Here is a 24,785-nt window from a genome sequence, read left to right on the forward strand (position 1 = left end):
CCCGTCATCGATGTGCCGGGGGATTCATGTCCATATTATTTGGCTAGTTCATAAATCGCTTCTGCATAAATCGCGACCGCTAACAATAACTCTTCAAAATCAACGTATTCATCGACTTGGTGCGCGACTTCCGGACCACCCGGGAAAACTGGACCGAATGCAACACCTGCTGTTAACGAACGCGCGTACGTGCCTCCACCAATTGCAATCAAATCCGCTTTTTGATTCGTGTGACGTTCATAGACAGCACTGAGCGTCTGAATCAATTCATGTTCTGGATCAACATGGTGCGGCGGCATGTGCGTCCGCGTCTGAAGGTCGAAACCATAGGCCGAAGCCGCTTCCTTGATCAACTGTAGACGCTCCGTGAAATCAGCGCTGTGCGGATAACGAATATTGAGTGACGCCGTTCCTTGTCCCTCTTCATAGCGGAAGACACCACCATTGATCGTTAAATCCCCCGTTTCATCTGATGCCGCGACACCCAATGCGACACCGCGTGAATCACGGAACATATGCATGACGAGTTCGATGTAACGCCGTCCATTGTAGTCGAGGTGAAGCGTACTTAAGAAACGAGCAAGGTGTAATGCCGCGTTTTTACCATTATCCGGCTCCATCGCATGCGCTGCTACTCCGAAGACGTCAAAGACAAGACCTTCTGCCGTTTGCTTCACTGTCCCTGTCAATCCTTGCTCTTCCAGGTAGGCATGGAATGAAGATTCAATCGATTCGTGTTCAGCTACATGGACTGTCGCTGTCGCATGACCCGGTACCATGTTCGGACGTTCTCCGCCTACGAACGTTACGAGATGATAACCTGTGTCTGCAGTTTGTGCTGGTTTCCCTTGGATCAAAAGGCCATCATATAATCCTTTTTCAGCATTGATGATTGGAAAATCAGCGTCTGGTGCAAATCCAATCGTCGGCATCTCTTCATGCTTGAAGTAGTGATTGACACAACGCCATTCGCTCTCTTCATCTCCACCAGCAATTAAACGAATCCGTTTCGATAACGGTAACCCTAACTCTTTGACGATTTTTAACGCATAGTATGCCGCAATCGTCGGTCCTTTATCATCAATCGCACCACGTGCATATAGTTTTCCGTCCGCTAGCGTCGGATTGAACGGTCCATACGTCCAGCTGTCCCCTCCAGCAGGAACAACGTCGAGATGGCAAAGAATCCCGAGCAGTTCTTCACCTTCACCATATTCAAGGTGCCCTGCATAACCGTCGACATTTTTTGTTTTGAACCCATCGCGCTCCCCAGTCGCTAACATCCAATCAAGTGCACGTTTGACTTCTAGACCAAACGGCGCCCCTTCTTGAATTGTTGTTTCATCGAGTATACTCGGTATGCGTAACAACTCTTTTAAGTCTGTCAAAAGTGCTTCGCGTCGCGTTAAAACTTCTTCTTTCCAATTTACCATATGACACCTCTCCCTTATCCGTTAATACGTTCACCTTTTCAGTATAGCGAATGTTCGGCGATTACGAACATCCAAAATCTTAATTCTTCCATTTCTCTTATTAAGACGAACATTAAAAAATAATAAAACGATTACATTCGTTAATCAATGTTCAATTTGTATGTTTTTTTCAATAACGTTCGGTTAAATTACTTGCATTCTATACTGAAAGAGTTATACTAAAGACGAAACAACTTGATATATCACCGTCTATTGTCACCCGAAGTTTTAGAACACTATTCTATCCATTGGGGGAGTGGTTATACCAATGAAAGATTCTACAGACCGTATGTTGACCCGAATTAAGTCGATCTATCTCTTTATCAACGAGAACGGAGCTACTACGACAGCAGAGTTGGTTGAAGAGTTTGGCATCACATCAAGGACCGTTCAACGGGATTTGAATGTGCTCGAATACAACAATCTCATTGTGAGCCCAAGACGTGGTACTTGGACATCAAGTAAAAAGCAACGCCAAGCCGGTTAATCAAGCAGTTTCAACACTATTTTTCTTTTACGACGCGAATCCTTCGCGTCTTTTTTTGTTTTTATTTTTAACAGACGGGTATACCTAGTCTAGAGAAGGAGATGATTTGAATGAATATCATTATTATTGGAGCAAACGGAACAACAGGTCGAAAAATGGTTGAATTGATTGCAAAACAAGGACAACATCAAGCGATTGCTGTGGTCCGAGAAGAAAATCAAATAAACGATTTAATCGCTCTTGGTGCATCTGAAGTACGAATCGGTGATTTAACAGAAGACATGTCGAATGTCGTTAAAGATGCTGACGTTACGATTTTCGCAGCAGGTGCCGGTGGAGCATCGGACGAATTGACTCGCGCTGTCGATAAAGATGGAGCCATCAAAGTCATCGATGCATCAAAAGCAAACGGAATTGAACGCTTCATCATGCTCAGCTCTGTCGGTACGGATAATCCGCGTGGCGAACTAAAAGTTTATCTCGAATCAAAGGCCGCTGCCGACGAACACTTAAGAGCGAGTGGACTTGATTACACAATCGTCCGCCCTGGTCCATTGAGTGATGAGGACGCAAGTGGTACAGTCGAAATCAAAGAACACTTTGAATCGTACGAAGATCGTAAAGTCCCACGTGCCGATGTCGCCACACTGCTCGTGACATTAGTCGACCACAAAACACAATCACGTCAATTCGAAGTATTAAGCGGTCCTTTCCCAATCGCGGAAGCACTCCGGAACGTTTAATCTGCTCTTCAATTGATGGAATCCAAATAAAAAAACGCTTCTGCCAAGTGCAGGAGCGTTTTTTGACACGACACTTATTCCGGTGTCCAGTCGAACAGCGCTAACTCGCCACGCGTCAGTTCACGGTACTCACCTGGTTCGAGTGTCGAATCAAGTGGCAATTCACCAATCGATAGACGTTTTAAATACGTCACTTCTTTTCCTAACGCCAGCATCATCCGTTTGACTTGATGGAACTTGCCTTCTGTAATCGTCAGTTCCAGAGTCGATGTCTCATCCGTTGCCTCTAAGATTACGAGTTTCCCCGGTTTCGTTTTATATCCATCCTCCAACGTGACACCTTCTTGTACTTCAATCACGTCTTCTTCCGTCAACGTACCGATGACTTCTGCATAGTACGTTTTCGCAACATGTTTTTTCGGTGACATCAACGCATGATTAAATGAACCGTCGTTCGTCAACAGTAATAAACCTTCCGTGTCTTTATCCAGTCGCCCGACCGGGAATGGTTTGAAGTACGTCACGTCCTCGAACAATAACTCAATCACTGTTTGGTCCCGCTTGTCTTCCGTCGCACTGATTACACCAGGCGGTTTGTTCATCATCAAGTAGATATATTTTTGATAAACGACAGGTTCACCATACATGAGAATATCTTGTGTCTCGACATCGACATGCTGTTTCGGGTCGAGTACAATCTCACCATCTACTTGAATCGCACCGGATTTTAAGAGTTGTTTGACTTCTTTACGGGAGCCTGCCCCCATATTGGATAACAATTTATCTAGCCGCATTGCCACGTCCTCGTTTCATTGAAAATTTTCTTCCTAATACTGCTTCTGCCAGTCCCGTCCAAATGGCTAATCCGGCAAAAATCACGATGCCAAGTCCCGCACCGACGATTAAAATCGCGAGCGACGCAAGTGTCGTTTCTGGCAAGAATGCAACCATTCCCCATTTCACGAGTGCAACACCGATGCCCATTATGGCACTGATGATCGTGATTAACGATGTCCGGCGCAAGACACTACTGAACGGAAAATCGACCGTTTGGGTGATGCGGAAGAACATTAACCCTGTCGCGACGAGGTACCCGAGAATCGTTGCATACCCGGCACCCGTTCCGTCACCTGTCAAATGAATCAACGGTGCGTTTAGTAAATACTTCGTCACTAGTCCGGCAAGTGTCGCAATGATTGTAAAGTATTGGCGATTGATTCCTTGTAAGACGGCTGCCGTTACAGAGTAAAGCGCTAGGAACAGCGCACTTGGAGCATAACTTAAAAGATACACCCATGCCTCCTGGTCTTTCGGGAAGAGGACATGGAATGTCTCTTGACTCAATAAAATCATCCCGACGACGGCTGGAATCGTGACGAAAAATGCCAATTGATAAATTTGTGAAATTTGTTTTTTAACTTTTTTCATGTTGCCTTGCGTGAATGATGCTGTCAACAACGGCGTTGCCGACAACGACAATCCGGTTGCGACCGAAACAGGAATCAGGACGATTTTATGACTGTCGGCAATTAAATACGCTGTCGCGTTACCCGCTGCCTCAAGTGTATACCCGATACTTTGCAAGGCTGCGTTCATCGTATTTTGATCGATGACTTGATAAAGTGGCGTCGATAACCCGACCATGACGATCGGAATCGCATATGTCAAAAGTTCTTTGTAAAGATCTGTTAACGGCCGTTCCGGTGATTGAACCGTTTGACTGTCACGTAATTCTTGTAATCCGGGAGCACGCTTCCGGAAATAGTAAACGAGGATTGCCACACTTCCGATTGCTCCAATGAATGCACTGAAGGTCGCAATCGTTGCGGCCCATGCTGCATCCGCATCGAAGATATAAATCGCAATGCTAACACCTGCCAGTAAAAACACAATTCGAACGATTTGTTCAAGAATTTGCGAAATTGCTGTGGGTCCCATCGATTGGTAACCTTGAAAATATCCGCGCGTCATGCTCATCGGTGGGATGAGTAATAACGCGAAGCTGACCCCGCGAATCGTCATCGTCACGGCATCGATGTAAGAATCCGAATTGACGTCACCGCCAGGAATTGCCCGATGTGCAAGATAGGGGGCAAGTAAGAATAAGGCGATGAACGAAACGATACCGGTCAAAGACATGATCTTTAATCCAGAACGATACAGACGTTCACTCGTATCGTATTCGCCAAGTGCATTATATTTAGCGACGAATTTAGAGACGGCGACTGGAATACCCGCTGTCGCCAGCCCGATCATGATTGCATAGTAGTTATACGCATACGTATAAAACATGATGCCGGTCGCACCGACCATAAACTGAAAAGGAAACAGGTAAATCAGACCAAGGGCTCGTGAAATCAGTGATGCTCCAGACAAGAGCATCGTTCCACGAACGAATCCCGAGTTACTGGATGAAGTCGATTGCTTTTTGTTAACAGTGGCCATGGTAACTTCCCTCACGCTTTCTTTTTTTATTAAAATTAGACGAGAATACTCCCACTTTTAAACGTTCAGCGCGTAGTCCTAGTGTGAGTGGGAGATGAATCGTCTTCGGGCAAGACGTGTCTTCCGACACGTCAATTGTCCGACACTCTTAGTTTGAAAACAACCAAGATCAGGAATCCTCTACCTCTAAGCGAAGCGTAGGTGGAGGTAGTTCAACGCTTGACAACCCATAATATATTGTCTCAATTAACAAGTTCTATGATGCACAATTGCAAATCATTATACCGCTCCCCTCTCATAAAAGAAAGAGACGGTTTGTTTACAGACCGAACTTCTGCTAAAGTGGAACAAGCAGAAAACTATTCAATGAGGTGACAGCATGTACGATGTAATCGTAATCGGAGGCGGACCGAGCGGCTTGATGGCAACGCTCGCCTCTTTACAAGCAGGCGCGAAAACACTCCTGCTCGATAAAGGAAATAAATTGGGAAGAAAACTTGCGATTTCCGGTGGTGGGCGTTGTAACGTCACGAATCGTAAACCGCTCGACGAACTCGTCCAGTCGATCCCAGGAAACGGACGTTTTTTATACAGCGCCTTTTCACAATTCAGTAACGAGTCGATCATCGACCTGTTCGAAGGGTTTGGTGTGGCGTTAAAAGAAGAAGATAACGGGCGGATGTTCCCTGTCTCGGATAAAGCAGCTGACGTCGTCCGTGTCTTGATTGATCAAATCCGAGCGCACGGTGCCGAGATTCAAACGAATGCAGAAGTCGCGTCGCTCGAGTTTCACACAGACGGTTCATTTGCAGCCGTTCTCATGCAAGACGGCACACGCCTTGAAGCGAACAGTTGTGTCGTTGCAGTCGGTGGACAATCCGTGCCCCATACGGGTTCGACCGGTGACGGGTACCCATGGGCTGAAAAAGCTGGTCATACGATTACCGAACTTTTCCCGACCGAAGTCCCGATCTTACTGAACGATGCTTTTATTCAAGCGAAATCACTTCAAGGGCTCTCGCTCCGCGACGTCGCTTTGACGGTTCACGGAAAAAAAGATAAAGCCATTAAAACACACACGGGTGATTTGCTCTTTACGCATTTCGGGCTGAGCGGTCCGATCGCACTACGTTGCAGCCAATATACAATCAAGGAACGCAAACGCTCCGGCGAACGAATCGTTCATTTATCCGTCGACTTATTCCCAGAAGAATCAATCGGAGCATTGACGGAACGTTTTCAGGCTGCGCTTGCAGCCAATCCGAAAAAAACCGTCCGAAACGCCTTAAAGGGATTCGTACCGGAACGTTTGCTTGAATTACTCTTCACACAAATCGGTTTTGGTGACGAAGTTTGTACGCAAGTGAAGAAACAAGATTTCACGCAACTGCTGACAACATTAAAACGTTTCCCACTTCATGCGACCGGGACACTTGATTTTGATAAAGCCTTCGTCACGGGCGGAGGGGTCTCAATCAAAGAAATCCATCCAAAAACGATGATGTCGAAAAAAGCAGACGGTCTATTCTTTGCCGGAGAAATTTTAGACATTCATGGTTATACCGGCGGCTACAACATTACAGCTGCTTTTGTAACAGGACACTGTGCCGGAACGAATGCTGCTCTACTCAATCAAACGACGTAATTTAAAAAAGGTGTTCGTTCGTGATTTTTTTCACGAACGAACACCTTTTTAATTTTTTTGATCAATCGATCGGGGTAAACGAACGGCTCGAAAATTTATCTGTTTCGACCAAAGCAAACAGTTCATTGTCTTGAACAAAGATTCCTTCTGCCCCGTATACTTTCGGACTTGCAGATTCTCCCGTGATCGTCTTATCCTTCGCATCAATCGAATAAAGATACAAGGAATCGGAGTCCAACGTATAAATGCGCCCTTGTCGTTCTGCGAGTCCAATCGGACGGAAATTTTCTTCAAATGCTTTTTTTGCATCTGCCCGCATACCATCTGCAGCATCGATTCGATCTCGCGTAACAACCGTCAAATACGGAGGTTTCTGCTTTTTCTTGAGTTTCTTTTTCTCTTTTGCTGTCGCATCAGGATCAATTTTAATTTCATCTTGCTTCATTTTAAAATACGTCAATTCGATGCGCCCTAACGACCGGATGTTATTGATCGTGTAAAATTCTTTTTCTTCAGCATCGTACCCAAGCCCATGAAAATTATCTCGAATGGTCGTGCCTTTGATTTTTTCACGCGTTTCTTCCGACCATGCACCGTCTTTTCGCGTAATCGTCACAAGAATTTGATTTGATGTCAGCAATGCAACCGTTTCACCATCAACGAGTGCCATTCCATCAAGCCCTGCGAGTAACAGTTTGCCATCATTCTTCAATTGGAAGGAAGCATTGATTCGCTCGCCCGTCCCACTGACTTCAAAGAAATGATAATCTTCCGTCACAACAAGATAGGAACCAATCGAATCATCATATAACATCTGTTGAACATCCTTGATTAATGGTTCTTCCGGATTCGGAATCGAAGAAGGAAGGCTTGGCGGCACTTGTTTGACAGCCGCTTGGTGTTTTGATTGCGTCTCGATTTTTGTGAAGGTCTCTTGAATTTGCACTAACGTCTCTGGTTTTGAGAAGACGAGTAGAATACAAAGGATCAGACCGGAGACGACGGCAAAAATCGTTGTATAGACTATATAGGATCGTTTCATTTACACAAATCGCCTTTCTCTCTCGGTTTCTGATTCAGTGTAGCAGAAGGCGCACTAAAAAAAAAGCGGACGCGAGACTGAATTCAAAAACAATCCCCTTCCCCCATGACTACATGGGCAAGGGGATTCGTATTAGTTTGCTACGATATTGATGAGCTTTTTCGGTACGACGATGACTTTACGAACCGTCTTGTCGCCAATCCACTCTTTTGTTTTTTCATCTGCAAAAGCGAGTGCTTCGATTTCTTCTTTTGTTGCGTCGATACTGATTGTCAATTTTGAACGGACTTTTCCGTTGACTTGAATGACGAACTCTATCGTATCACTGACGAGTTTCGTTTCATCATATGTCGGCCATGCCGCATACGTTAATGTCTCTTCAAACCCTAGTTGCTCCCATAACTCTTCCCCGAGGTGAGGTGCGACTGGTGTCAACAACTGAATGAATCCACGAAGGAAGTGACGCGGTAACACTTGCTGTTTGTTCGCTTCGTTGACGAAGACCATCAACTGCGAAATCCCTGTGTTGAATTGAATGTTCGAGAAGTCTTCCGTCACTTTCTTGACGGTCTGGTGATAGACACGTTCAAAGTCGGCATCAACCGTCTCGACATCTTGAATGTCTGCAGTCCGTTCGAACAAACGCCAGACGCGGTCAAGGAAGCGACGTGCACCGTCGAGCCCATTTTCCGACCAAGATACGGACGCATCGAGTGGTCCCATGAACATTTCGTACAGACGAAGCGTATCTGCTCCGTGTGATTTGACGATTTCATCCGGATTGATGACGTTCCCGCGTGATTTAGACATTTTTTCGTTGTTTTCGCCAAGAATCATCCCTTGGTTATACAGCTTTTGGAATGGCTCTTTCGTCGGAACAACGCCGATGTCGTATAACACTTTGTGCCAGAAACGTGCGTACAGTAAGTGAAGGACCGCATGTTCTGCCCCACCGATATAAATATCGACCGGAAGCCAGTATTTTAATTTCTCCGGATCCGCGAGTGCCTCTTCATTATGCGGATCGATGAAACGAAGGTAGTACCAGCAGCTACCGCCCCATTGTGGCATCGTGTTCGTTTCGCGGCGTCCTTTCATCCCTGTCACAGGATCCGTATAGTCGAGCCACTCTTCTGCAAGAGCAAGCGGCGACTCTCCTGTTCCCGACGGTTTGATTTCAGGAATCATCGGAAGTTCAAGCGGCAACTCTTCTTTATCCAGCGTCTTCATCGTTCCATCTTCCATATGGACGACTGGAATCGGCTCGCCCCAATAGCGTTGACGGCTAAAGAGCCAGTCACGCAGACGATACGTAATTTTCTTCCGTCCGACTTGGTTCGTTTCGAGTTCCGCGATGATGGTTTCGATTGCGTCCGCCTTCGAGAGACCGTCGAGCATTTGTGAATTGACATGCTCCCCTTCTCCCGTATACGCTGCTTCGTCGACATTTCCGCCTTTTACGACTTCGATGATTGGAAGGTCAAACTGTTTCGCAAACTCATGATCGCGTTCGTCATGTGCCGGAACGGCCATGATGGCACCTGTTCCATACGTCGCAAGAACATAGTCGGCAATCCAGATCGGAAGACGTTCGCCAGAAATCGGGTTGACGGCGAACGCACCCGTGAAGACACCTGTCTTCTCTTTTGCAAGATCCGTCCGTTCAAGATCCGATTTCGTCTGAACAGACGCGATATAACGTTCGACTGCTGCCTGATGTTCTGCTGTCATGATGTCCGCGACGAATGGATGCTCCGGTGCTAAGACGAGGTACGTTGCGCCGAAGACTGTATCCGGACGTGTCGTGAAGACCGTGACTTGTTTTTTGTGGCCGTCAATCGTAAAGTCGATTTCCGCACCTTCCGATTTACCAATCCAGTTCCGCTGCATTTCTTTCACCGACTCCGGCCAATCGAGTTCATCTAAATCGTCGAGGAGACGGTCCGCGTATTCCGTAATCTTAAGGACCCACTGGCGCATCGGGACACGGACGACGGGATGATTTCCACGTTCAGACAATCCATCGATGACTTCTTCATTCGCAAGGACCGTTCCAAGTGCCGGGCACCAGTTGACTGCCACTTCATCGACGAACGCAAGTCCTTTTTCGTACAGTTGTGTAAAGATCCACTGTGTCCATTTGTAGTATTTCGGATCCGTCGTATTGATTTCACGGTCCCAATCATATGAAAAACCGAGGTCTTTCAACTGACGTTTGAACGTTTCAATATTTTGTGCCGTGAACTCACGCGGGTCATTCCCCGTATCGAGTGCATACTGTTCTGCCGGGAGTCCGAACGCATCCCATCCCATTGGGTGAAGGACGTTATACCCTTGCATCCGTTTCATCCGTGCGAGGATATCCGTTGCCGTGTATCCTTCCGGGTGTCCGACATGCAGTCCTGCTCCCGATGGATAAGGAAACATGTCGAGGGCATAAAAGCCTTCCTTACTTGGGTCTTCCGTCGTTACGAACGCGTTATCCTGTTCCCAGCGCGCTTGCCATTTTGGTTCAATCTCACGATGATTATACGACATCTATTCTTCCTCCTCTGATTAAAAAAACCGGTCCTCCGCCCCTAAGAATAGGGACGAAAGACCGGTTTGGCTTCCGCGGTACCACCCACGTTGTCTGTCAATGACAGACCGCTTGACTCACAGATAACGGTGTGAAGGACCGGATTCGCTACTCGTTGTTCACGAATCATGCTCCCTGACGAGTTCATGGACAGTTCCGACTGGTTTGCACCACCCACCAGTTCTCTAAACGGAATGTCTCCACTACTACTTCAGTTCGTTGCATCTGACTATCTATTAGTTAGTTTAATCTGAATCTTAATCAACCGTCAACGTTTCCGTAAAATTTCTCCAATCGCAGCATGTGTTGAAACCTGATGATCCGCGTGATGTAACATCTGCCCCGGCATCCGGTCGTCGAGTAACGCGATGACTTCCATCCCAGCTTTTTTCGCCCCCATCATGCCGTTCGCCGCGTCCTCAATGACGATACATGACTCTGGGGCGAGACCCATCCGTTTTGCTGTCAGCTCGAAGATAGCTGGGTCCGGTTTAGAGCGCGGGACTTCAAAACCGCTCGTGTAGGCGTCGACTGTCAACCCATAAAATGCGATGACGCGTTCAATTTTTTCAAGCGAACTCGATGATGCAATTGCAATCCCGTAACCTTCGCTTCGAGCGATACTCATCAACTCATGAACCCCTTCCTTTAATCCACAGTCTTCCGGCTTGGCGTGTTGTTGAAATAAGTCATGTTCCTGTGCAAGTAACACATCCGTTTGATGCGGTAAGCGATGTTGTTCAATTAATTCCTGCCACATCTCGTCGCCCGTCTTACCCATGAAGGTCGCATATTGAACTAAATCAAGTGGAATCCCGAGTTGATGAAACATTTTTTTATGTACCCCAAAGTAGCGAATTTCACTATCTAAAATGACGCCATCCATATCGAAGATTAAACCCCTCGTTTGCATCCCATTCACTCCTTTTTTTGATTTTAACAAAAAAAACGACAGTGATGGACTGTCGTTTTTATCATTTCGAAATCAGTGTTGGTTGCGAACGATATCCCGGAAAATAATGTTCCAACTCTCCGTCTCCATAGAGCTGGCACAGTTGTTCATATTGAGCAGGCAGTAGAACATTTTTTCCTAAATGATATTCAAATAAACGATAGCCCGTATAGCGACACTTACTCTCGAACAGGCTATCACGCTCTTTATACCCGCCACCTAAATGCTGTTCGACCAACCCGGCATCTTTCGCACATAAAATAGCCTCAAATTCTAACCGTTGATTTGGATAGACCTTATGTTCATCCCGCTTACAGCCAATCAAATGACCATGTGCAAATTCTCGGCCAAGTAAAACGAAGTAACCTCCGATGATTTCCTCGTTAAGTTCTGCAATCAAGAGGAGCGGCGTACAGAGGCTCGTCGACTCAAATAACTGTTCGAAGTAGTCTCGAGAAAAGTAGTAATGGCTCGAGGCATCCTTTCGGTCCATCGTCTGATAATACAACTGAATGAATGATTGTAAATCTTCGTGTGTCCCTCGTCGGACAACTAAGTCAGAAGCCAATGATTTCCGAACCATACTCCGCGTCTTTTTATGAAATGTCTGTGTAATTTCTTCTACGGATGGTCGTAAGTCGATACTCGTAGTATGTCGAATAAATTCTTTTTGCGTCCAGTGGTGCGCAAACCGCTGATTTTCAGTCAACGGATTGTATCGGATCAACTCTGTGACAATCTTTTTCTGCAATGCCCAGTCATAAAAGGAAGTTCGAGCCTCTGCTCACTCCTTTTCAGTCAAATCACCCACCACTTCAGGACCGCCATATCCGTATGGAGTAATCAAATCCCAATACTCCGTATCAAAAATAGCTCGTTTTAAGAAAGGATAAAACAGTTTCCCGGCCTCTCCTTGAAAATAAATCAACCCGGGATGTTCCCCTTCTCGTGCATTTAACATAACGTATTCATAACTGTAAAAGATGTCTAGCGGCTGATTGCGAATAAGTGCTGTCCAAGTTGCCTAATCGTCGATGAAAACGCACTTTGCCATTATGGTACACCTCCTGTTAAAAAACAGACCATAAAAATAAAATTAAATTTCTTTAATTTGGTTAATTAATTAAATTTTACCTCTTTAAGTCACTACCCTGTTTGATTTCTTTTTATTCCGTCCAGCAAAAAAAGACCAACTATTTCTTTTTCGAAACAGTTGGTCTAAGATATCTTAATTGATTTTAGGAATTGCTCGAACAAATACGATACCTGCAAGTAAAATCAATCCGATTAGCGTCAAGAAGACCGCATTCATCCCAGATAAATCGTAAATCAATCCACCGACCGTCGGACTAATCATCCGTCCAGCGGAAGCCGCAATGTTGACGTACCCTTGGAATTCCCCTTCTTTACCGATCGGTGCAAGTCGTGCCGCCATCGCAGGGACAGCTGGCCAGATGAACATCTCTCCAACCGTTAAAATGACCATCGCAACAAGAAACATTTCAAACCCTTCAGCAAACGGTACGATGAGATAGGATAATAAGAAGATGCCCGTTCCCGTCAATAATTGACGTTTTAAATCATCTCCGAACCATCTTAAAATCGGCGTCAAGAGCGGTTGTGCGAAGACGATTAATGCTCCATTGATTGTCCATAAAATCGAGTACTCGGAAATCGTCACACCAAGTGATTTCGTGTGGACGGCAAACGTTCCTTGCCATTGTACGTAAACGAACCAAAGCAACGCATACCCGACTGAAACGTAGAGCATCGTCCGAACCGACTCCTTCGATAACGGCTCACGGACTTCTTCCGTCGTAAACTCTTTTTGTCGTTTAACCTGCGGCGCCTGAATCCAGTTCAAACCTATGAACAGAACAATCGCAAACACTACATAGAGCAATAAGTTCGCGATGAAGATAAATTGAATATCAATCGCAGCAATTTGACCACTGACTGCCGTACCGAGCGCAACTCCAACGTTTTGTGCTACATAGATTGCATTAAAGGCACGTCGTCCGCCTTTTGGCCAAATCAGACCGGTTAATGCGTAAATCGTCGGGAACACCATCCCCCCGACGAAACCGATCAATCCAAGCATCGTCACATAACCAATGAATGTCTGATGGAACAACAGCAGACCAATCGAAGCAATCACGAGTCCGATGACACTGATGATGAGCGTCCGCTTCCCACCTAAACGATCAAACGCTTTTCCACCCATGTAATTTCCGACGATTGCGAGCGCAGAGTTGACGAACAAGGCCATTCCTGCCTTGGTCATGGATTCGCCTAAGTATTCATGAATATATAATGTATTAAACGGCCATAAAAAAGAGGCTCCTGTCGTATTGATCGCCATCGCCAACACGAGGATCCAGACCGCACGAGGTAATTTCGGCATAATAGGTGTCCTCCAATATAGTTCTCACCCTTGCCACTTTACGAAATTGTTCTGTGCTCTGTCAAGAAACTTCATTTTGAATGAATTATCGGAATAATGGTATAATCAGGAACAAAAGAATACGTGATGAACGAACAAAGAATAATCTTACTTGAACAGGAGTCTGAACCCATGTCACTAGCCCGCGTCTTACCTTATGCCAAAGAACTCTTAGAATCTGTCATCCACGAAGGAGATTGTGTCGTCGATATGACTGCCGGAAATGGTCACGATACCTTGTTTCTTGCGGAACAAGTCGGACCAGACGGTCGTGTCATCGCCTTCGATGTACAAGAACAAGCGATTGAAGAAACGAAACGTCGTCTAGAAACCGCTCACGTCAAAGAGTGGGTCGATCTTTACCACGAAAGTCATATTCATGTTGGCGCACGCCTCGTTAATGAAGCCCGTCCGATTCGAGCGGGCGTTTTCAATCTTGGTTATTTACCAGGAAGTGACAAGTCCGTCACGACGACCGGTGAAGATACGTTAGAAGCGCTAGGTGCTTTGTTACCTGTCCTCGTACCCGGCGGTTTAATCGTCCTCGTCATCTATCATGGACATGTAGAAGGAAGACGTGAACGGGATGCTGTTCTCGATTATGTCGAAAGTCTTTCGCAGCAAGACTACGCCGTCTTACAGTATCGTTTTCTCAATCAACAAAACAATCCTCCTTTCATCATCGCCATCGAAAAAAAATTAAAAAAGCAAACACTCGATTAATAGTAAAAGACGCTGTCAGCACGACAGCGTCTTTTTTGTCATTCCTCAACCATCTTCAAAAAAAGCAATAATTTTTCAGCGAACCGCGTATTGAGACGTTCAAAGCTGAAATGCGGAAATCCATGGAGCCGTTGAAGATAGATTTGATCGCCACCCATTTTCCGGCAAATCTCTAACGTATATTTTACGTCCGCGAATTGATCGTCCGGTGCATAAAAACAAGCGAGGTTGACTCGTGGTAATTTCTTCCGCTCTTCATCATGTAGGACGATTTCTTCTTCAATCTCCCGGTACTGTGCATATGTCAACTCTCCGAGACGTGCCGTATCTTCACTATTTTGACCAAACGGCAACATCCCGAGTGGCGCATCCGGTCGAAAACGATCGAATGCACTTGCAAATACTTGTTTGACGCCACCGAGTTGTTTTGAATTATGCCAATCAAATAACGGCGAAATATACGACAAACTCGCAATCGGCAATTCATATTCCTGCAGTAGCCGGTTGACGACGAGTGCGCCCATGCTGCAGGCTATGATGTGAATCGGTAACTTTCGTTTTCCGGCTTCTCGTAAAGCATCCTTCAGCAGTTGTTGATGTTCCTCAAGCGATATCCGGCGCGGAGCATCTACACGTAACACTTCATAATCCTTTTCAAGGACTCGAATTAACGCATCGCTCGGCGTCGCTCGCAGTTGAAGGGGATAGACAAGTACGATAATTCCTGTTGCTTGATCTTCCACAAACTCACCTCTTCATACAAGTATCTCTGTATTATAACGTTTACATCTTGATGTCAAAACCATCTTAAGTTGGATTTTCATTCATATATACGCTTTAAGCGTGTCACAGGTTCCACTTGACCGAAAATTTCTTCAGTCGTTTCACTTTCTTCTTTAAAACCGAAAGAGACTAGAAACTGGCGCGCTTTATAATTTCTTGATTCAACGTAGACTTCAATTGGGGAAGCACCTTGGTGTTCAAGTTCACGAATCAACTTTCGCCCAATCCCATTTTGTTGATATTTCGGTAGTACGTACAAGCGAACGATTTCCCACGTGCCGTCAACATCGATTGCATGGATGAAACCGACGATTTCTTCCTCGATAATGGCGACATTGAAATATTCTCCCCGCGCTTCCTCCGCCGTCCGAATTGCTCGAACGACTTCTTCTTGCGGATACGCCTCTTGTACGAAATGGGCTTTCGAGCTTTCCGAGTAAATCTCTTCATACGTATCCATCCAAGAGGTGATGGCAATATCATGAATGCGTGCCGCATCAGTAGGAATTGCTTCGCGTATCTCCATATCGGACTCCCCCTTTTTTCCGTTTACCGGTACATGTTCTTTTACCCTGTTCTAGAAAAATCATTCGTTTCCCTCCAAAATTCGAGACAAACAAAAAAAGTTCAGAAACAAACTCGTGCGAGTCTGCTTCTGAACTGAAAATTAAGCGAATCGTTTCGCTTGTTCTTCAAGAATTGCTGCTTTATCAGTTTGCTCCCATGGTAATTCGATATCTGTACGACCGAAATGACCATAAGCTGCTGTCTGACGATAAATCGGACGGCGAAGATCAAGCATCTTGATGATCCCTGCTGGGCGAAGATCGAAATTTTCGGCAACGAGTTCGACGAGTTGTGCTTCTGGAAGTTTACCTGTTCCAAACGTATCAACTGCAATCGATACTGGGTGCGCGACACCAATCGCATACGCAAGTTGAACTTCTGCTTTATCTGCAAGACCAGAAGCTACGAGGTTTTTCGCGACGTAACGTGCTGCATATGCTGCAGAACGGTCAACTTTTGTTGGATCTTTACCAGAGAATGCGCCGCCGCCATGACGTGCATAGCCACCATACGTATCAACGATGATTTTACGTCCAGTTAATCCTGCATCACCTTGTGGTCCACCGATGACGAAGCGACCTGTCGGGTTAATGAAGAACTTTGTTTCCGCATCGATGTATTCTGATGGAATCACAGGTGCGATGACATGCTCTTTCAGGTCTGCTTGGATTTGCTCAAGCGTCACTTCTTCTGCATGTTGTGTTGAGATGACGATTGTATCGACACGAACCGGTTCGTTGTTCTCATTGTATTCTACAGTTACTTGCGTCTTACCATCCGGACGGAGGTAGTCAAGTTGTCCAGTTTTACGGACTTCTGCGAGACGACGAGCAAGTTTGTGTGAAAGTGAGATCGGAAGTGGCATCAATTCAGGCGTTTCTTTCGTTGCATAACCGAACATGAGACCTTGGTCCCCTGCACCGATTGCATCGATTTCTTCATCTGACATGTTACCTTCGCGTGCTTCAAGCGCTTGGTCAACACCGAGAGCGATATCTGCTGATTGCTCATCGATTGAAGTCAATACAGCACAAGTGTCTGCATCGAAACCATATTTAGCGCGTGTATAGCCAATCTCACGAATTGTTTCGCGAACGACTTTCGGGATATCGACATAAGTCGATGTCGTGATTTCACCTGCGACGAGGACAAGTCCTGTCGTGACAGATGTTTCAGCAGCGACACGAGCATTCGGATCGGCTGCGAGGATTGCATCTAAGATAGAATCCGAGATTTGGTCACAGATTTTATCCGGGTGACCTTCAGTAACTGACTCCGACGTAAATAGTCGGCGATTAAGGTTTGTCATGTTTGACCCTCCCAAAAAAGAATTTGACGGTGTACTCATTTCCCCTAGTTGAGTGGGACGGTAAAATGAAAAAAACCTCTCCATGTCCAAAAAATGGTCAGGGAAAGGTTGTGCGTTCTTCCTTTACCCTCTTATCGTTCGAAGTGTTTACTTCGCTTCAGGAGAGCACCTTTTCCTTCATTAATAGAATTCTTAATGTAGGACGGTTGCCGGGTTTCTTCGGGCCTTGTTCCCTCCACCTGCTCAGAATAAGAGTATCCGTTACGAATTACATGATATAAAGTTGTGACCACTCTGTCAAGCTACGTTTTAATTTCTAGTCGAAACTTTCCCGAAGAGATGTTAAACTGTTAATGCTGAAAGCGTTTCCAAATAAATAGAAATCAGCGCTAAAAAAGGATTGCTCATCCTTTAGTATGTCATATATAATAAATGTGTCATACTAAATGCCAGAGCTAAACCAACGTAGGGGAAAGGTGGGGTCAGGATGCCGATGACGGTCCTGAATATCGAAGAGCTACTCAAGAAGGAGCATGTGTTCAAACAACTATCTGTTGCTGAGCTAGTCGAACATGCAATTCGTAACGAAGAAGGGGTTCTTGCTGAAAATGGCGCTCTGTCTGTAGAAACGGGGAAATTTACAGGTCGTTCACCTAAAGACAAGTTCATTGTTCGCGATCAGTCATGCGAGTCACATATCGATTGGGGCCATGTCAATCAACCGATGGAAGCAGACAACTTCGAGCAACTTTTACAAAAAGTTCTTCGCTACATGAATGAAGCAGATCAGCTCTACTACACAGAAGCTGCTGCTGGTGCAGACACTCATTTTACCCTTCCGGTTCGGATCGTGACACAATATGCTTGGCATAATTTGTTTGCAAAACAACTATTTTTGCGTGAATATCCGACAGAAGCTGCTTTTGAGCCTTTCACGGTTATTTATGCGCCTCACTTCAAAGCAGATCCGAAAGTCGATGGAACGAATTCCGAAACGTTCATCGCCATGTCATTCGAACATCGGATTGTCTTAATCGGTGGAACAGAATATGCGGGCGAAATCAAAAAATCGATTTTCTCTGTCATGAACTACCTTTTACCTCAACGAGACGTCTTATCGATGCATTGCTCGGCTAACGTCGGTCATGAGGGTGACGTCGCCTTATTCTTCGGATTATCCGGTACTGGTAAGACCACACTGTCTGCTGACGACAGTCGTCAATTGATTGGTGACGATGAGCACGGGTGGTCCAACGACGGCGTCTTCAATATCGAAGGTGGCTGTTACGCAAAAACGGTCAACCTATCGCGCGAAAAAGAACCACAAATCTTTGATGCGATTCGGTTTGGCACTGTCCTTGAAAACGTCGTCCTCGATGATGCACGAATTCCTGACTATGATGATACGTCAAAAACGGAAAACACACGGGCCGCTTATCCGATTACAGCGATTGATAATATTGCAGTACCATCACGCGCCGGACATCCGAAAACGATTGTCTTTTTAACAGCTGATGCTTACGGCGTCCTGCCGCCAATCAGTAAGTTGACGAAGGAGCAAGCGATGTATCACTTCTTATCCGGGTATACATCGAAGTTAGCCGGGACAGAGCGTGGCGTAACAGAACCGGAAGCGACATTCTCGACATGCTTCGGTTCACCCTTCTTACCGCTCATTCCTGAAAAATATGCAACGATGCTCGGTGAGCTCATCGACCGGCACGGTGTCACGGTTTACCTCGTCAATACAGGCTGGACGGGTGGCGCATATGGGACGGGAAGTCGGATGAAGCTTGCATATACACGGACGATGGTCAATGCAGCTGTCAACGGCACACTCGCTGATATCCCGACGGAAGAGCATCCGATTTTCGGGCTACACATGCCGCTCGAAGTCCCTGGTGTCCCAAGCGACTTGCTCAACCCTGTCAAAGTTTGGTCGGATGCTGATGCGTATGAACAACAAGCACGGGCTTTGGCGACTAAATTCAAACAAAATTTCACACGGTTCGACAGTGCAACTACTGAAATCAAATCAGCAGGGCCACGTGTTTAATTAAATTAAGATAATTAAAAGGCACCAGACACTGTATGTTCAGTGAGCTGGTGCCTTTTAACGTCCATCAGACGATTGAATCTTCTTCATCCGGTTGCAAATGAAGTTCTTTTTTAGTCAACCAATCTTGACTCTCTTTTAATAGTGCATAGGCACGCTGTTTTGAAATACCAAAACGATGGGTTAGTTTTTCAAACTGTTCAAATTCACCACGGTCGGCACTAATCGCGAGCAATAAACAATCACGAAACGGATGATCTTTTCCTTGTAACACGATTTTCAACGTCGACTCGATTGGTAATTGATCAATGATTTCATCAATATCGACTGACAGTAATGCATCGATATGCGAGAGTAAGCCAATCATGTAGGCACTTTCCGGACGTAACGTCTTTGTTTCAAGTGCAAATAACTCGCATAACTTGGCACAATGCAGTGAAGAACGCAACAACTCGTCTGACCACTTGTACGGACTCGCAAGTCGCATCTCTCGTAAAACGATTAACGAAATCCAACTTTTAAGTTGTGAAAACCCGAGTAGTGAAATCGCTTGACGAACGGATTCGACGGTATTTCGAAGACCAATCCCGGGAGAATTGATGAGCTGGAGGACTTGCACACTAATGTATGGATTTCCTTCGATTTCATCGACGACTTGGTCATAATACTCATCTGATTCGAGCCACTTCAACATCTTTAACAATACAGGCAATTGTGGCGGAACAGCCTTCCCTTTCATCAACATCGGTTTTGCATAAAAATAGCCTTGGAACCAGTCGTACCCCATGCTCAAACTACGAAGATGATCTTCATGCGTTTCGACACGCTCTGCCAACAAACGGATATGCGGATAGTTTCGTTTAACGATATGTAAAATCGCACTTTGTTCACGTGGGTTGATTGCTTCGATATCAATTTTTATTAAATCAATTAAATCAAACAACTCTGGACCATGATTTCGTAATAAATCCGTCACGAAATCATCCAAGGCCAATTGAAATCCAGCCTCTTTCCATTTTTTCAAAACCGACAGCATATGTGAATCGATGACGACGGTCTCAAGCACCTCGATGACAAATCGTTCCGGATCTAAGTGATCAATCAGCTCACCTTGTAATAAATCACCGGTGAAATTGATGAATAAACGTTTTCCTTCTGCCACTCGATCGACACCTAAATGGACGAGCGTATTCGTCAACACGTCCATCGTCGCTAATTCACCATCAAAAATAGCAGGCGCTTCCACTGAACGATATAATAATTCAAATGCATCGATGGCACCGGATCGATTCACGATTGGTTGTCGTGCCAGCAAGATTTCCATCCCGTTCTCCCCTTTTGTCTTCCACCCTATTGTTCACTTCATATTTTCTAGTATACCAAATATTGTTTTTTGTTTAAAAAATGCTTTTTTAAAACATATCAATGTTACTGATTTCCTAAAAAAAGTCACCCCGGCTGTTCGAGGTGACTACATCCTATGTTCCATCAGCGCAACATCCAATCGATGATTTCCTTCGTCACAGCAAATTTTTCGTGCAACGGAAATTGATGGGCCTGCTCGTAAATACGAAGCCGCGTCTGACTCGGATAGCGCGCAGCATAATTCGTTGCATGACGTAAGCGAACCTTTTGATCGTACCGTCCGTGAATCAGCAAGACTTGCCCTTGTGGAGCGGCGTAGAGCGGCGAACGGATTTGATACGCTTGTTGTTGCGTCTCTGGCAATCCACCCGTGAAACGGCGTAACATTTTTTGCATCGTTCTCTGTTCTTCATATGTCCAGACGAGATTCGTCACCCCTGCCCATGAGACCGTGCGCGCGACCGGGCGATGATGTGCCAACAACAAGGCCATCTGCCCACCACGAGAGAAGCCAAACACCGAGACGCGTTCCGCGTGACGGGTTAACCAATCATATGCCCCTGTTGCATCACGAATATCATGATGACCAAAATCTTCCTTCCCTGTGCCTCCTAAGTTCCCTCGGTAAAAAGGGGCCATGACTAAAAATCCGGCTTGAGCAAACTGCATCAGTCGCGTCGGTCGAACCATTCCGATATTACGTGTCCCGCCACGTAAATACAGCATCCCTTGCCCATTCGGACGTGTCGGTAAAACGACATAGGCACCGACCCGTTCGTGATCAGATGTTTCATAGTATATACGAAACGTCCGGAAGGGACCTTGCTTCGGCAATTCAAACCAATCGGCGTTCGGCGAGTACACGAAGTGTCTCCGGAAGGACACGGTCCTTCATCATAAAGCTGTATTTTCGATTCGCGTCAAGACGCTGCGGGAGGTCGTCCAACAAAAAGGCTCCGTCTGTCTCATCGACAGCGAGATGCGGAACGAGTGATTCGATTTCGGCGAAGTAGATATTCTTAATGATTGTATCGCCTCGTCCTTCGACACGATATTGACCAATGTAGGCGAGGCTTGCGATGCTACCGCCTGTCTCCTCCATCACTTCCCGGCGTGCCGCTTCTTCCGCTGTTTCACCCGGTTCGACTTTTCCCCCAGGAAACTCGTACCCGCGCTGCTTATGATGCGTCAATAGCCATTTCCCCTCGTACACGGCAATGACCCAGACATGGAGAGGTTTTGTCGAGAAAGGATGATCATCGAAACTCAACTCAACTTGATTTTGATAGTAATCTAAAAATCTAATCACGTACGTGCACCTCATTTCTTCTTCTACCTTCACTTTACCTGTTTCGAAAGCATTCTAAAAGTGAAAGTGCGTAGGAATCGAGGAGAATGACAAAAAAAGGCATCCCCTGTCATCCAGGAGATGCCTTTCCAACTTATTTCAAGCGTGCTTCGAGCTCTGCTTTTTCTGCTTCAAAACCAGGTTTTCCGAGAAGTGCGAACATATTTTTCTTATATGCCTCAACACCCGGTTGGTCGAATGGGTTAACTCCAAGAAGATAACCGCTCATCGCGCAAGCTTTTTCGAAGAAGTAGAACAAGAATCCGAGATGGTACGGCGTCATCTCTGGTAATTCGACTGTTAAGTTCGGAACTTGACCATCTGTATGAGCAAGTAACGTCCCTTCTGCCGCTTTATCGTTGACGAATTGGATTGATTTCCCTTCGAGGAAGTTCAAGCCGTCAAGATCTTGTGCATCTTTTTCAATCGTCAATTCATGACGCGCTTGACCGACTTTAATGACCGTCTCAAACAAATCACGACGCCCCTCTTGCACGTATTGACCCATCGAGTGTAAATCTGTCGAGAAGTCGACCGCTGCCGGGAAGATCCCTTTGAAGTCTTTTCCTTCTGATTCTCCGTACAACTGTTTCCACCATTCTGATACATAATGTAACGCTGGTTCGTAGTTAACGAGAAGCTCGATCGTTTTTCCTTTTGCATATAATGCATTTCGGACGACAGCATATTGATATGCTTCATTTTCAGCCAGGTTTTCGTTCGCAAATTTCTCTTGTGCGTCACGCGCGCCAGCCATCAATTCTTCGATTGAAATACCAGCAGCAGCGATTGGCAAAAGACCGACCGGTGTCAAGACAGAGAAACGTCCACCGACATCATCCGGAATGACGAACGTCTGGTATCCTTCTGAGTCAGCAAGTGTTTTTAACGCCCCACGTGCTTTGTCCGTCGTTGCATAAATTCGGTTTTTTGCTTCAGCCTGACCGTATTTCTCTTCCATGAACGATTTCAACAATCGGAATGAAATTGCCGGCTCCGTCGTCGTCCCTGATTTAGAGATGATGTTGACCGAGACGTCTTTTCCTTCAAGCACTTCAAATAAATCGTGCAGATACGTCGATGAAATGTTATGACCCGCATAAATGATTTGTGGCGCCTTCCGCTCGTCTTTTGATAACAGGTTGTGGAAGGAATGACCTAACATCTCGATTGCGGCACGCGCTCCGAGGTAAGATCCACCGATTCCGACGACGAGCAAGACGTCTGAATCTGATTTGATTTTTTCAGCTGATTCTTGAATGCGAGCGAACTCCGCTTTGTCATAGTTCGTCGGTAAGTCGACCCATCCGAGGAAGTCGCTGCCGGCACCTGTGCCATTATGAATCGCTCCATGTAATGTCTTAACCGTGTCTGCCATGTAATCTACTTCATGTTGCCCTACGAATTGTAATGCTTTCGAATAATCAAAACGTACCGTTGTCATTCCATCGTCCTCCTTATTCATTCGCAAACAAATGCGACCTTCCTTCTCATTAAAACGCAAGAAGGAAGGTCGTTCAAGTCTTTTGTGAAAAGATTAGCAAATGTTAGAGAAACTTATAACGCTGCCGTTACGATTTCACGAACATCTTCATTACCAAGTGATTTGAAGTTACCGAAATCACCGCGCGTCATTGCTGACTTGACGATTGAATCGACTGTATCTTCTTTAATGTCGTAGTCCGCGAGACGGTTTGGTGCACCGAGTGATGTCCAGAATGCACTGATTGCATCGATCGTCGCATGAGCTGCTTCGATTTCTGATTTACCTTCTGTGTCGACGTTAAAGACGTTTTCACCGAGTGTCACGAAACGATGTGCGTTTGACTCGTCTAACACGTGGCGCATCCAGTTCGGGAAGAGGATTGCAAGACCACCTGCGTGTGGGATGTCATGAACCGCTGAGACGGCATGCTCGATATTATGTGAAGCCCAGTCACCGCGTGCTCCCATTTGAAGTACGCCGTTAAGTGCCATCGTACCTGCGAAGAGAATCGTTCCGCGAAGTTCAATGTTTTCAAGATCGTTGACGAGTTTTGGTGCTGCTTCGACGACAGCTTTCATGACGCCTTCTGTCATCCGTTCTTGGACAGGTGCGTGTGCTGTGTGGAAGTACTGCTCAAGACAGTGACTCATCATGTCGACAATCCCGTAAATTGTTTGGTCTTTTGGAACACTGACCGTGTATTTTGGATCAAGGATTGAAAACGTCGGGAATGTAAGCGGGCTACCCCAACCGTATTTCTCTTGCGTTTTCCAGTTCGTGATGACAGAACCAGAGTTCATTTCTGAACCGGTTGCTGCAAGTGTCAAGACGGTACCGAATGGAATGACTGTTTCCGGAGTCGCTTTCCCGATGACGAGATCCCATGCTGAACCTTCATACGGAATACCTGCTGCGATCAGTTTTGTACAGTCGATGACAGAACCACCACCTAGTGCGAGCAATGCATCAACATCTGCTTCACGTGCGATCTTAATGCCGCGCTCTGCTGTTTCAATGCGTGGGTTTGGTTCAACGCCATCACATTCGACGTATTCGATTCCTGCTTCGTTCAGTTCGCGTGTAACGTCGTCATAGACGCCGTTGCGTTTAATACTTCCGCCACCAAAGACGAGCATGACTTTCTTAGCATTTAGTGTTTTAAGTTCTTCTTTGATTTGGCTGACTTGACCGTCACCAAAAATTAATTTCGTTGGATTGCGATATTGAAAGTTTTCCATTGTGTGTTGCCCCCTCGATAAGTAATGAACATCTTACATTATCCACACATTCCCCTTTCGCATCTATTTTAATGCTTATAACGTAAAAAAAAAGAGAACCGAC

General features: G+C 45.8%; 22 protein-coding genes, 1 riboswitch and 1 other annotated feature. Of the genes, 5 read left to right on the top strand and 17 right to left on the bottom strand.

Going from position 1 to position 24,785, the window contains the following annotated elements:
* Window positions 1–35: 35 nt before the first annotated feature.
* A complete protein-coding gene (pepV, locus tag KNP94_RS08145; RefSeq protein WP_215115537.1) occupies window positions 36–1,433 on the bottom strand; it encodes a dipeptidase PepV in 1,398 nt (465 codons plus the stop codon).
* Between the two features lie 307 nt (window positions 1,434–1,740).
* Here pepV and KNP94_RS08150 point away from each other — a divergent pair, with 307 nt between their 5' ends.
* Both KNP94_RS08150 and KNP94_RS08155 read left to right on the top strand, forming a co-directional pair.
* Window positions 1,741–1,959 (top strand): DeoR family transcriptional regulator, encoded by a 219-nt coding sequence (locus KNP94_RS08150; RefSeq protein WP_029331202.1) that lies wholly within the window; start codon window positions 1,741–1,743, stop codon window positions 1,957–1,959.
* Between the two features lie 110 nt (window positions 1,960–2,069).
* Window positions 2,070–2,702, top strand: coding sequence for an SDR family oxidoreductase (locus tag KNP94_RS08155; RefSeq protein ID WP_088837650.1), 633 nt, complete (start codon window positions 2,070–2,072; stop codon window positions 2,700–2,702).
* A gap of 74 nt (window positions 2,703–2,776) precedes the next feature.
* On the opposite strand, the gene KNP94_RS08160 is transcribed toward KNP94_RS08155, so the two are convergent.
* Together KNP94_RS08160 and KNP94_RS08165 are read right to left on the bottom strand one after the other, a co-directional pair.
* Window positions 2,777–3,496 carry a pseudouridine synthase gene (locus KNP94_RS08160; protein ID WP_029331204.1) on the bottom strand — a complete coding sequence of 240 codons (720 nt, stop codon included), beginning with the start codon at window positions 3,494–3,496 and terminating at the stop codon, window positions 2,777–2,779.
* Window positions 3,483–5,147, bottom strand: a complete 1,665-nt coding sequence (locus KNP94_RS08165) for a putative polysaccharide biosynthesis protein (RefSeq protein ID WP_088837651.1) — start codon at window positions 5,145–5,147, stop codon at window positions 3,483–3,485. The genes KNP94_RS08160 and KNP94_RS08165 overlap by 14 nt, the downstream gene beginning before the upstream one ends.
* Before the next feature lie 379 nt (window positions 5,148–5,526).
* On the opposite strand from KNP94_RS08165, the gene KNP94_RS08170 reads away from it, so the two are divergent.
* The gene (locus KNP94_RS08170) at window positions 5,527–6,792 is read left to right on the top strand and encodes a BaiN/RdsA family NAD(P)/FAD-dependent oxidoreductase (RefSeq protein WP_088837652.1); all 1,266 of its coding nucleotides are present in this window, start codon (window positions 5,527–5,529) and stop codon (window positions 6,790–6,792) included.
* 61 nt (window positions 6,793–6,853) lie between these two features.
* Here KNP94_RS08170 and KNP94_RS08175 read toward each other — a convergent pair whose 3' ends face one another.
* The 6 genes from KNP94_RS08175 to KNP94_RS08200 all read right to left on the bottom strand — a co-directional run bounded on the left by KNP94_RS08175 (window position 6,854) and on the right by KNP94_RS08200 (window position 13,768).
* Complete coding sequence (locus KNP94_RS08175; RefSeq protein ID WP_214767961.1) at window positions 6,854–7,834, bottom strand: hypothetical protein; 981 nt, start codon at window positions 7,832–7,834, stop codon at window positions 6,854–6,856.
* 132 nt (window positions 7,835–7,966) lie between these two features.
* Window positions 7,967–10,372 (bottom strand): leucine--tRNA ligase, encoded by a 2,406-nt coding sequence (gene leuS / locus KNP94_RS08180; RefSeq protein WP_214767963.1) that lies wholly within the window; start codon window positions 10,370–10,372, stop codon window positions 7,967–7,969.
* A gap of 46 nt (window positions 10,373–10,418) precedes the next feature.
* Window positions 10,419–10,641: a binding site (T-box leader), on the bottom strand.
* A 39-nt stretch (window positions 10,642–10,680) separates the two neighbouring features.
* Window positions 10,681–11,325 (bottom strand): HAD family hydrolase, encoded by a 645-nt coding sequence (locus tag KNP94_RS08185; protein WP_088837655.1) that lies wholly within the window; start codon window positions 11,323–11,325, stop codon window positions 10,681–10,683.
* Window positions 11,326–11,386: 61 nt separating this feature from the next.
* Window positions 11,387–12,115 carry a peptidoglycan bridge formation glycyltransferase FemA/FemB family protein gene (locus KNP94_RS08190; protein WP_088837656.1) on the bottom strand — a complete coding sequence of 243 codons (729 nt, stop codon included), beginning with the start codon at window positions 12,113–12,115 and terminating at the stop codon, window positions 11,387–11,389.
* Window positions 12,116–12,148: 33 nt separating this feature from the next.
* Window positions 12,149–12,292, bottom strand: a complete 144-nt coding sequence (locus KNP94_RS08195) for a hypothetical protein (protein ID WP_215115538.1) — start codon at window positions 12,290–12,292, stop codon at window positions 12,149–12,151.
* A gap of 300 nt (window positions 12,293–12,592) precedes the next feature.
* A complete protein-coding gene (locus tag KNP94_RS08200; RefSeq protein ID WP_088837658.1) occupies window positions 12,593–13,768 on the bottom strand; it encodes an MDR family MFS transporter in 1,176 nt (391 codons plus the stop codon).
* Window positions 13,769–13,894: 126 nt separating this feature from the next.
* Between KNP94_RS08200 and mnmM the strand changes: the two genes are divergently transcribed.
* The gene (mnmM, locus tag KNP94_RS08205; RefSeq protein WP_157898525.1) at window positions 13,895–14,530 is read left to right on the top strand and encodes a tRNA 5-(aminomethyl)-2-thiouridylate-methyltransferase MnmM; all 636 of its coding nucleotides are present in this window, start codon (window positions 13,895–13,897) and stop codon (window positions 14,528–14,530) included.
* Between the two features lie 38 nt (window positions 14,531–14,568).
* On the opposite strand, the gene KNP94_RS08210 is transcribed toward mnmM, so the two are convergent.
* From KNP94_RS08210 to metK, 3 genes are all read right to left on the bottom strand, one after another.
* The gene (locus tag KNP94_RS08210; protein WP_088837660.1) at window positions 14,569–15,273 is read right to left on the bottom strand and encodes an alpha/beta fold hydrolase; all 705 of its coding nucleotides are present in this window, start codon (window positions 15,271–15,273) and stop codon (window positions 14,569–14,571) included.
* A 77-nt stretch (window positions 15,274–15,350) separates the two neighbouring features.
* The gene (locus KNP94_RS08215; protein WP_088837661.1) at window positions 15,351–15,839 is read right to left on the bottom strand and encodes a GNAT family N-acetyltransferase; all 489 of its coding nucleotides are present in this window, start codon (window positions 15,837–15,839) and stop codon (window positions 15,351–15,353) included.
* 141 nt (window positions 15,840–15,980) lie between these two features.
* On the bottom strand, window positions 15,981–17,189 hold the full coding sequence (gene metK, locus KNP94_RS08220) for a methionine adenosyltransferase (protein ID WP_088837662.1): 1,209 nt from the start codon (window positions 17,187–17,189) through the stop codon (window positions 15,981–15,983).
* Window positions 17,190–17,317: 128 nt separating this feature from the next.
* A riboswitch (SAM riboswitch) is annotated at window positions 17,318–17,444 on the bottom strand.
* A 232-nt stretch (window positions 17,445–17,676) separates the two neighbouring features.
* Here metK and pckA point away from each other — a divergent pair.
* Window positions 17,677–19,245 carry a phosphoenolpyruvate carboxykinase (ATP) gene (gene pckA, locus KNP94_RS08225; protein WP_214768776.1) on the top strand — a complete coding sequence of 523 codons (1,569 nt, stop codon included), beginning with the start codon at window positions 17,677–17,679 and terminating at the stop codon, window positions 19,243–19,245.
* Window positions 19,246–19,312: 67 nt separating this feature from the next.
* On the opposite strand, the gene KNP94_RS08230 is transcribed toward pckA, so the two are convergent.
* The 5 genes from KNP94_RS08230 to KNP94_RS08250 form a co-directional block, all read right to left on the bottom strand.
* On the bottom strand, window positions 19,313–20,569 hold the full coding sequence (locus KNP94_RS08230) for an EAL and HDOD domain-containing protein (protein ID WP_088837664.1): 1,257 nt from the start codon (window positions 20,567–20,569) through the stop codon (window positions 19,313–19,315).
* Between the two features lie 164 nt (window positions 20,570–20,733).
* Entirely contained in the window at window positions 20,734–21,474 is a 741-nt protein-coding gene (locus KNP94_RS08235; RefSeq protein WP_239456741.1) for an alpha/beta hydrolase family protein, read from the bottom strand.
* Window positions 21,446–21,919: an RNA deprotection pyrophosphohydrolase gene (gene ytkD / locus KNP94_RS08240; RefSeq protein ID WP_029331221.1), complete on the bottom strand. Its 474-nt coding sequence runs from the start codon at window positions 21,917–21,919 to the stop codon at window positions 21,446–21,448. The genes KNP94_RS08235 and ytkD overlap by 29 nt, the downstream gene beginning before the upstream one ends.
* A 133-nt stretch (window positions 21,920–22,052) precedes the next feature.
* Window positions 22,053–23,402 (bottom strand): glucose-6-phosphate isomerase, encoded by a 1,350-nt coding sequence (locus KNP94_RS08245; RefSeq protein WP_029331222.1) that lies wholly within the window; start codon window positions 23,400–23,402, stop codon window positions 22,053–22,055.
* Window positions 23,403–23,515: 113 nt separating this feature from the next.
* The gene (locus KNP94_RS08250) at window positions 23,516–24,682 is read right to left on the bottom strand and encodes an iron-containing alcohol dehydrogenase (protein WP_088837665.1); all 1,167 of its coding nucleotides are present in this window, start codon (window positions 24,680–24,682) and stop codon (window positions 23,516–23,518) included.
* Window positions 24,683–24,785: the final 103 nt, after the last annotated feature.

Source organism: Exiguobacterium sp. s80, from assembly GCF_018618725.1.
In the GTDB taxonomy this organism is placed as follows: domain Bacteria; phylum Bacillota; class Bacilli; order Exiguobacteriales; family Exiguobacteriaceae; genus Exiguobacterium_A; species Exiguobacterium_A oxidotolerans.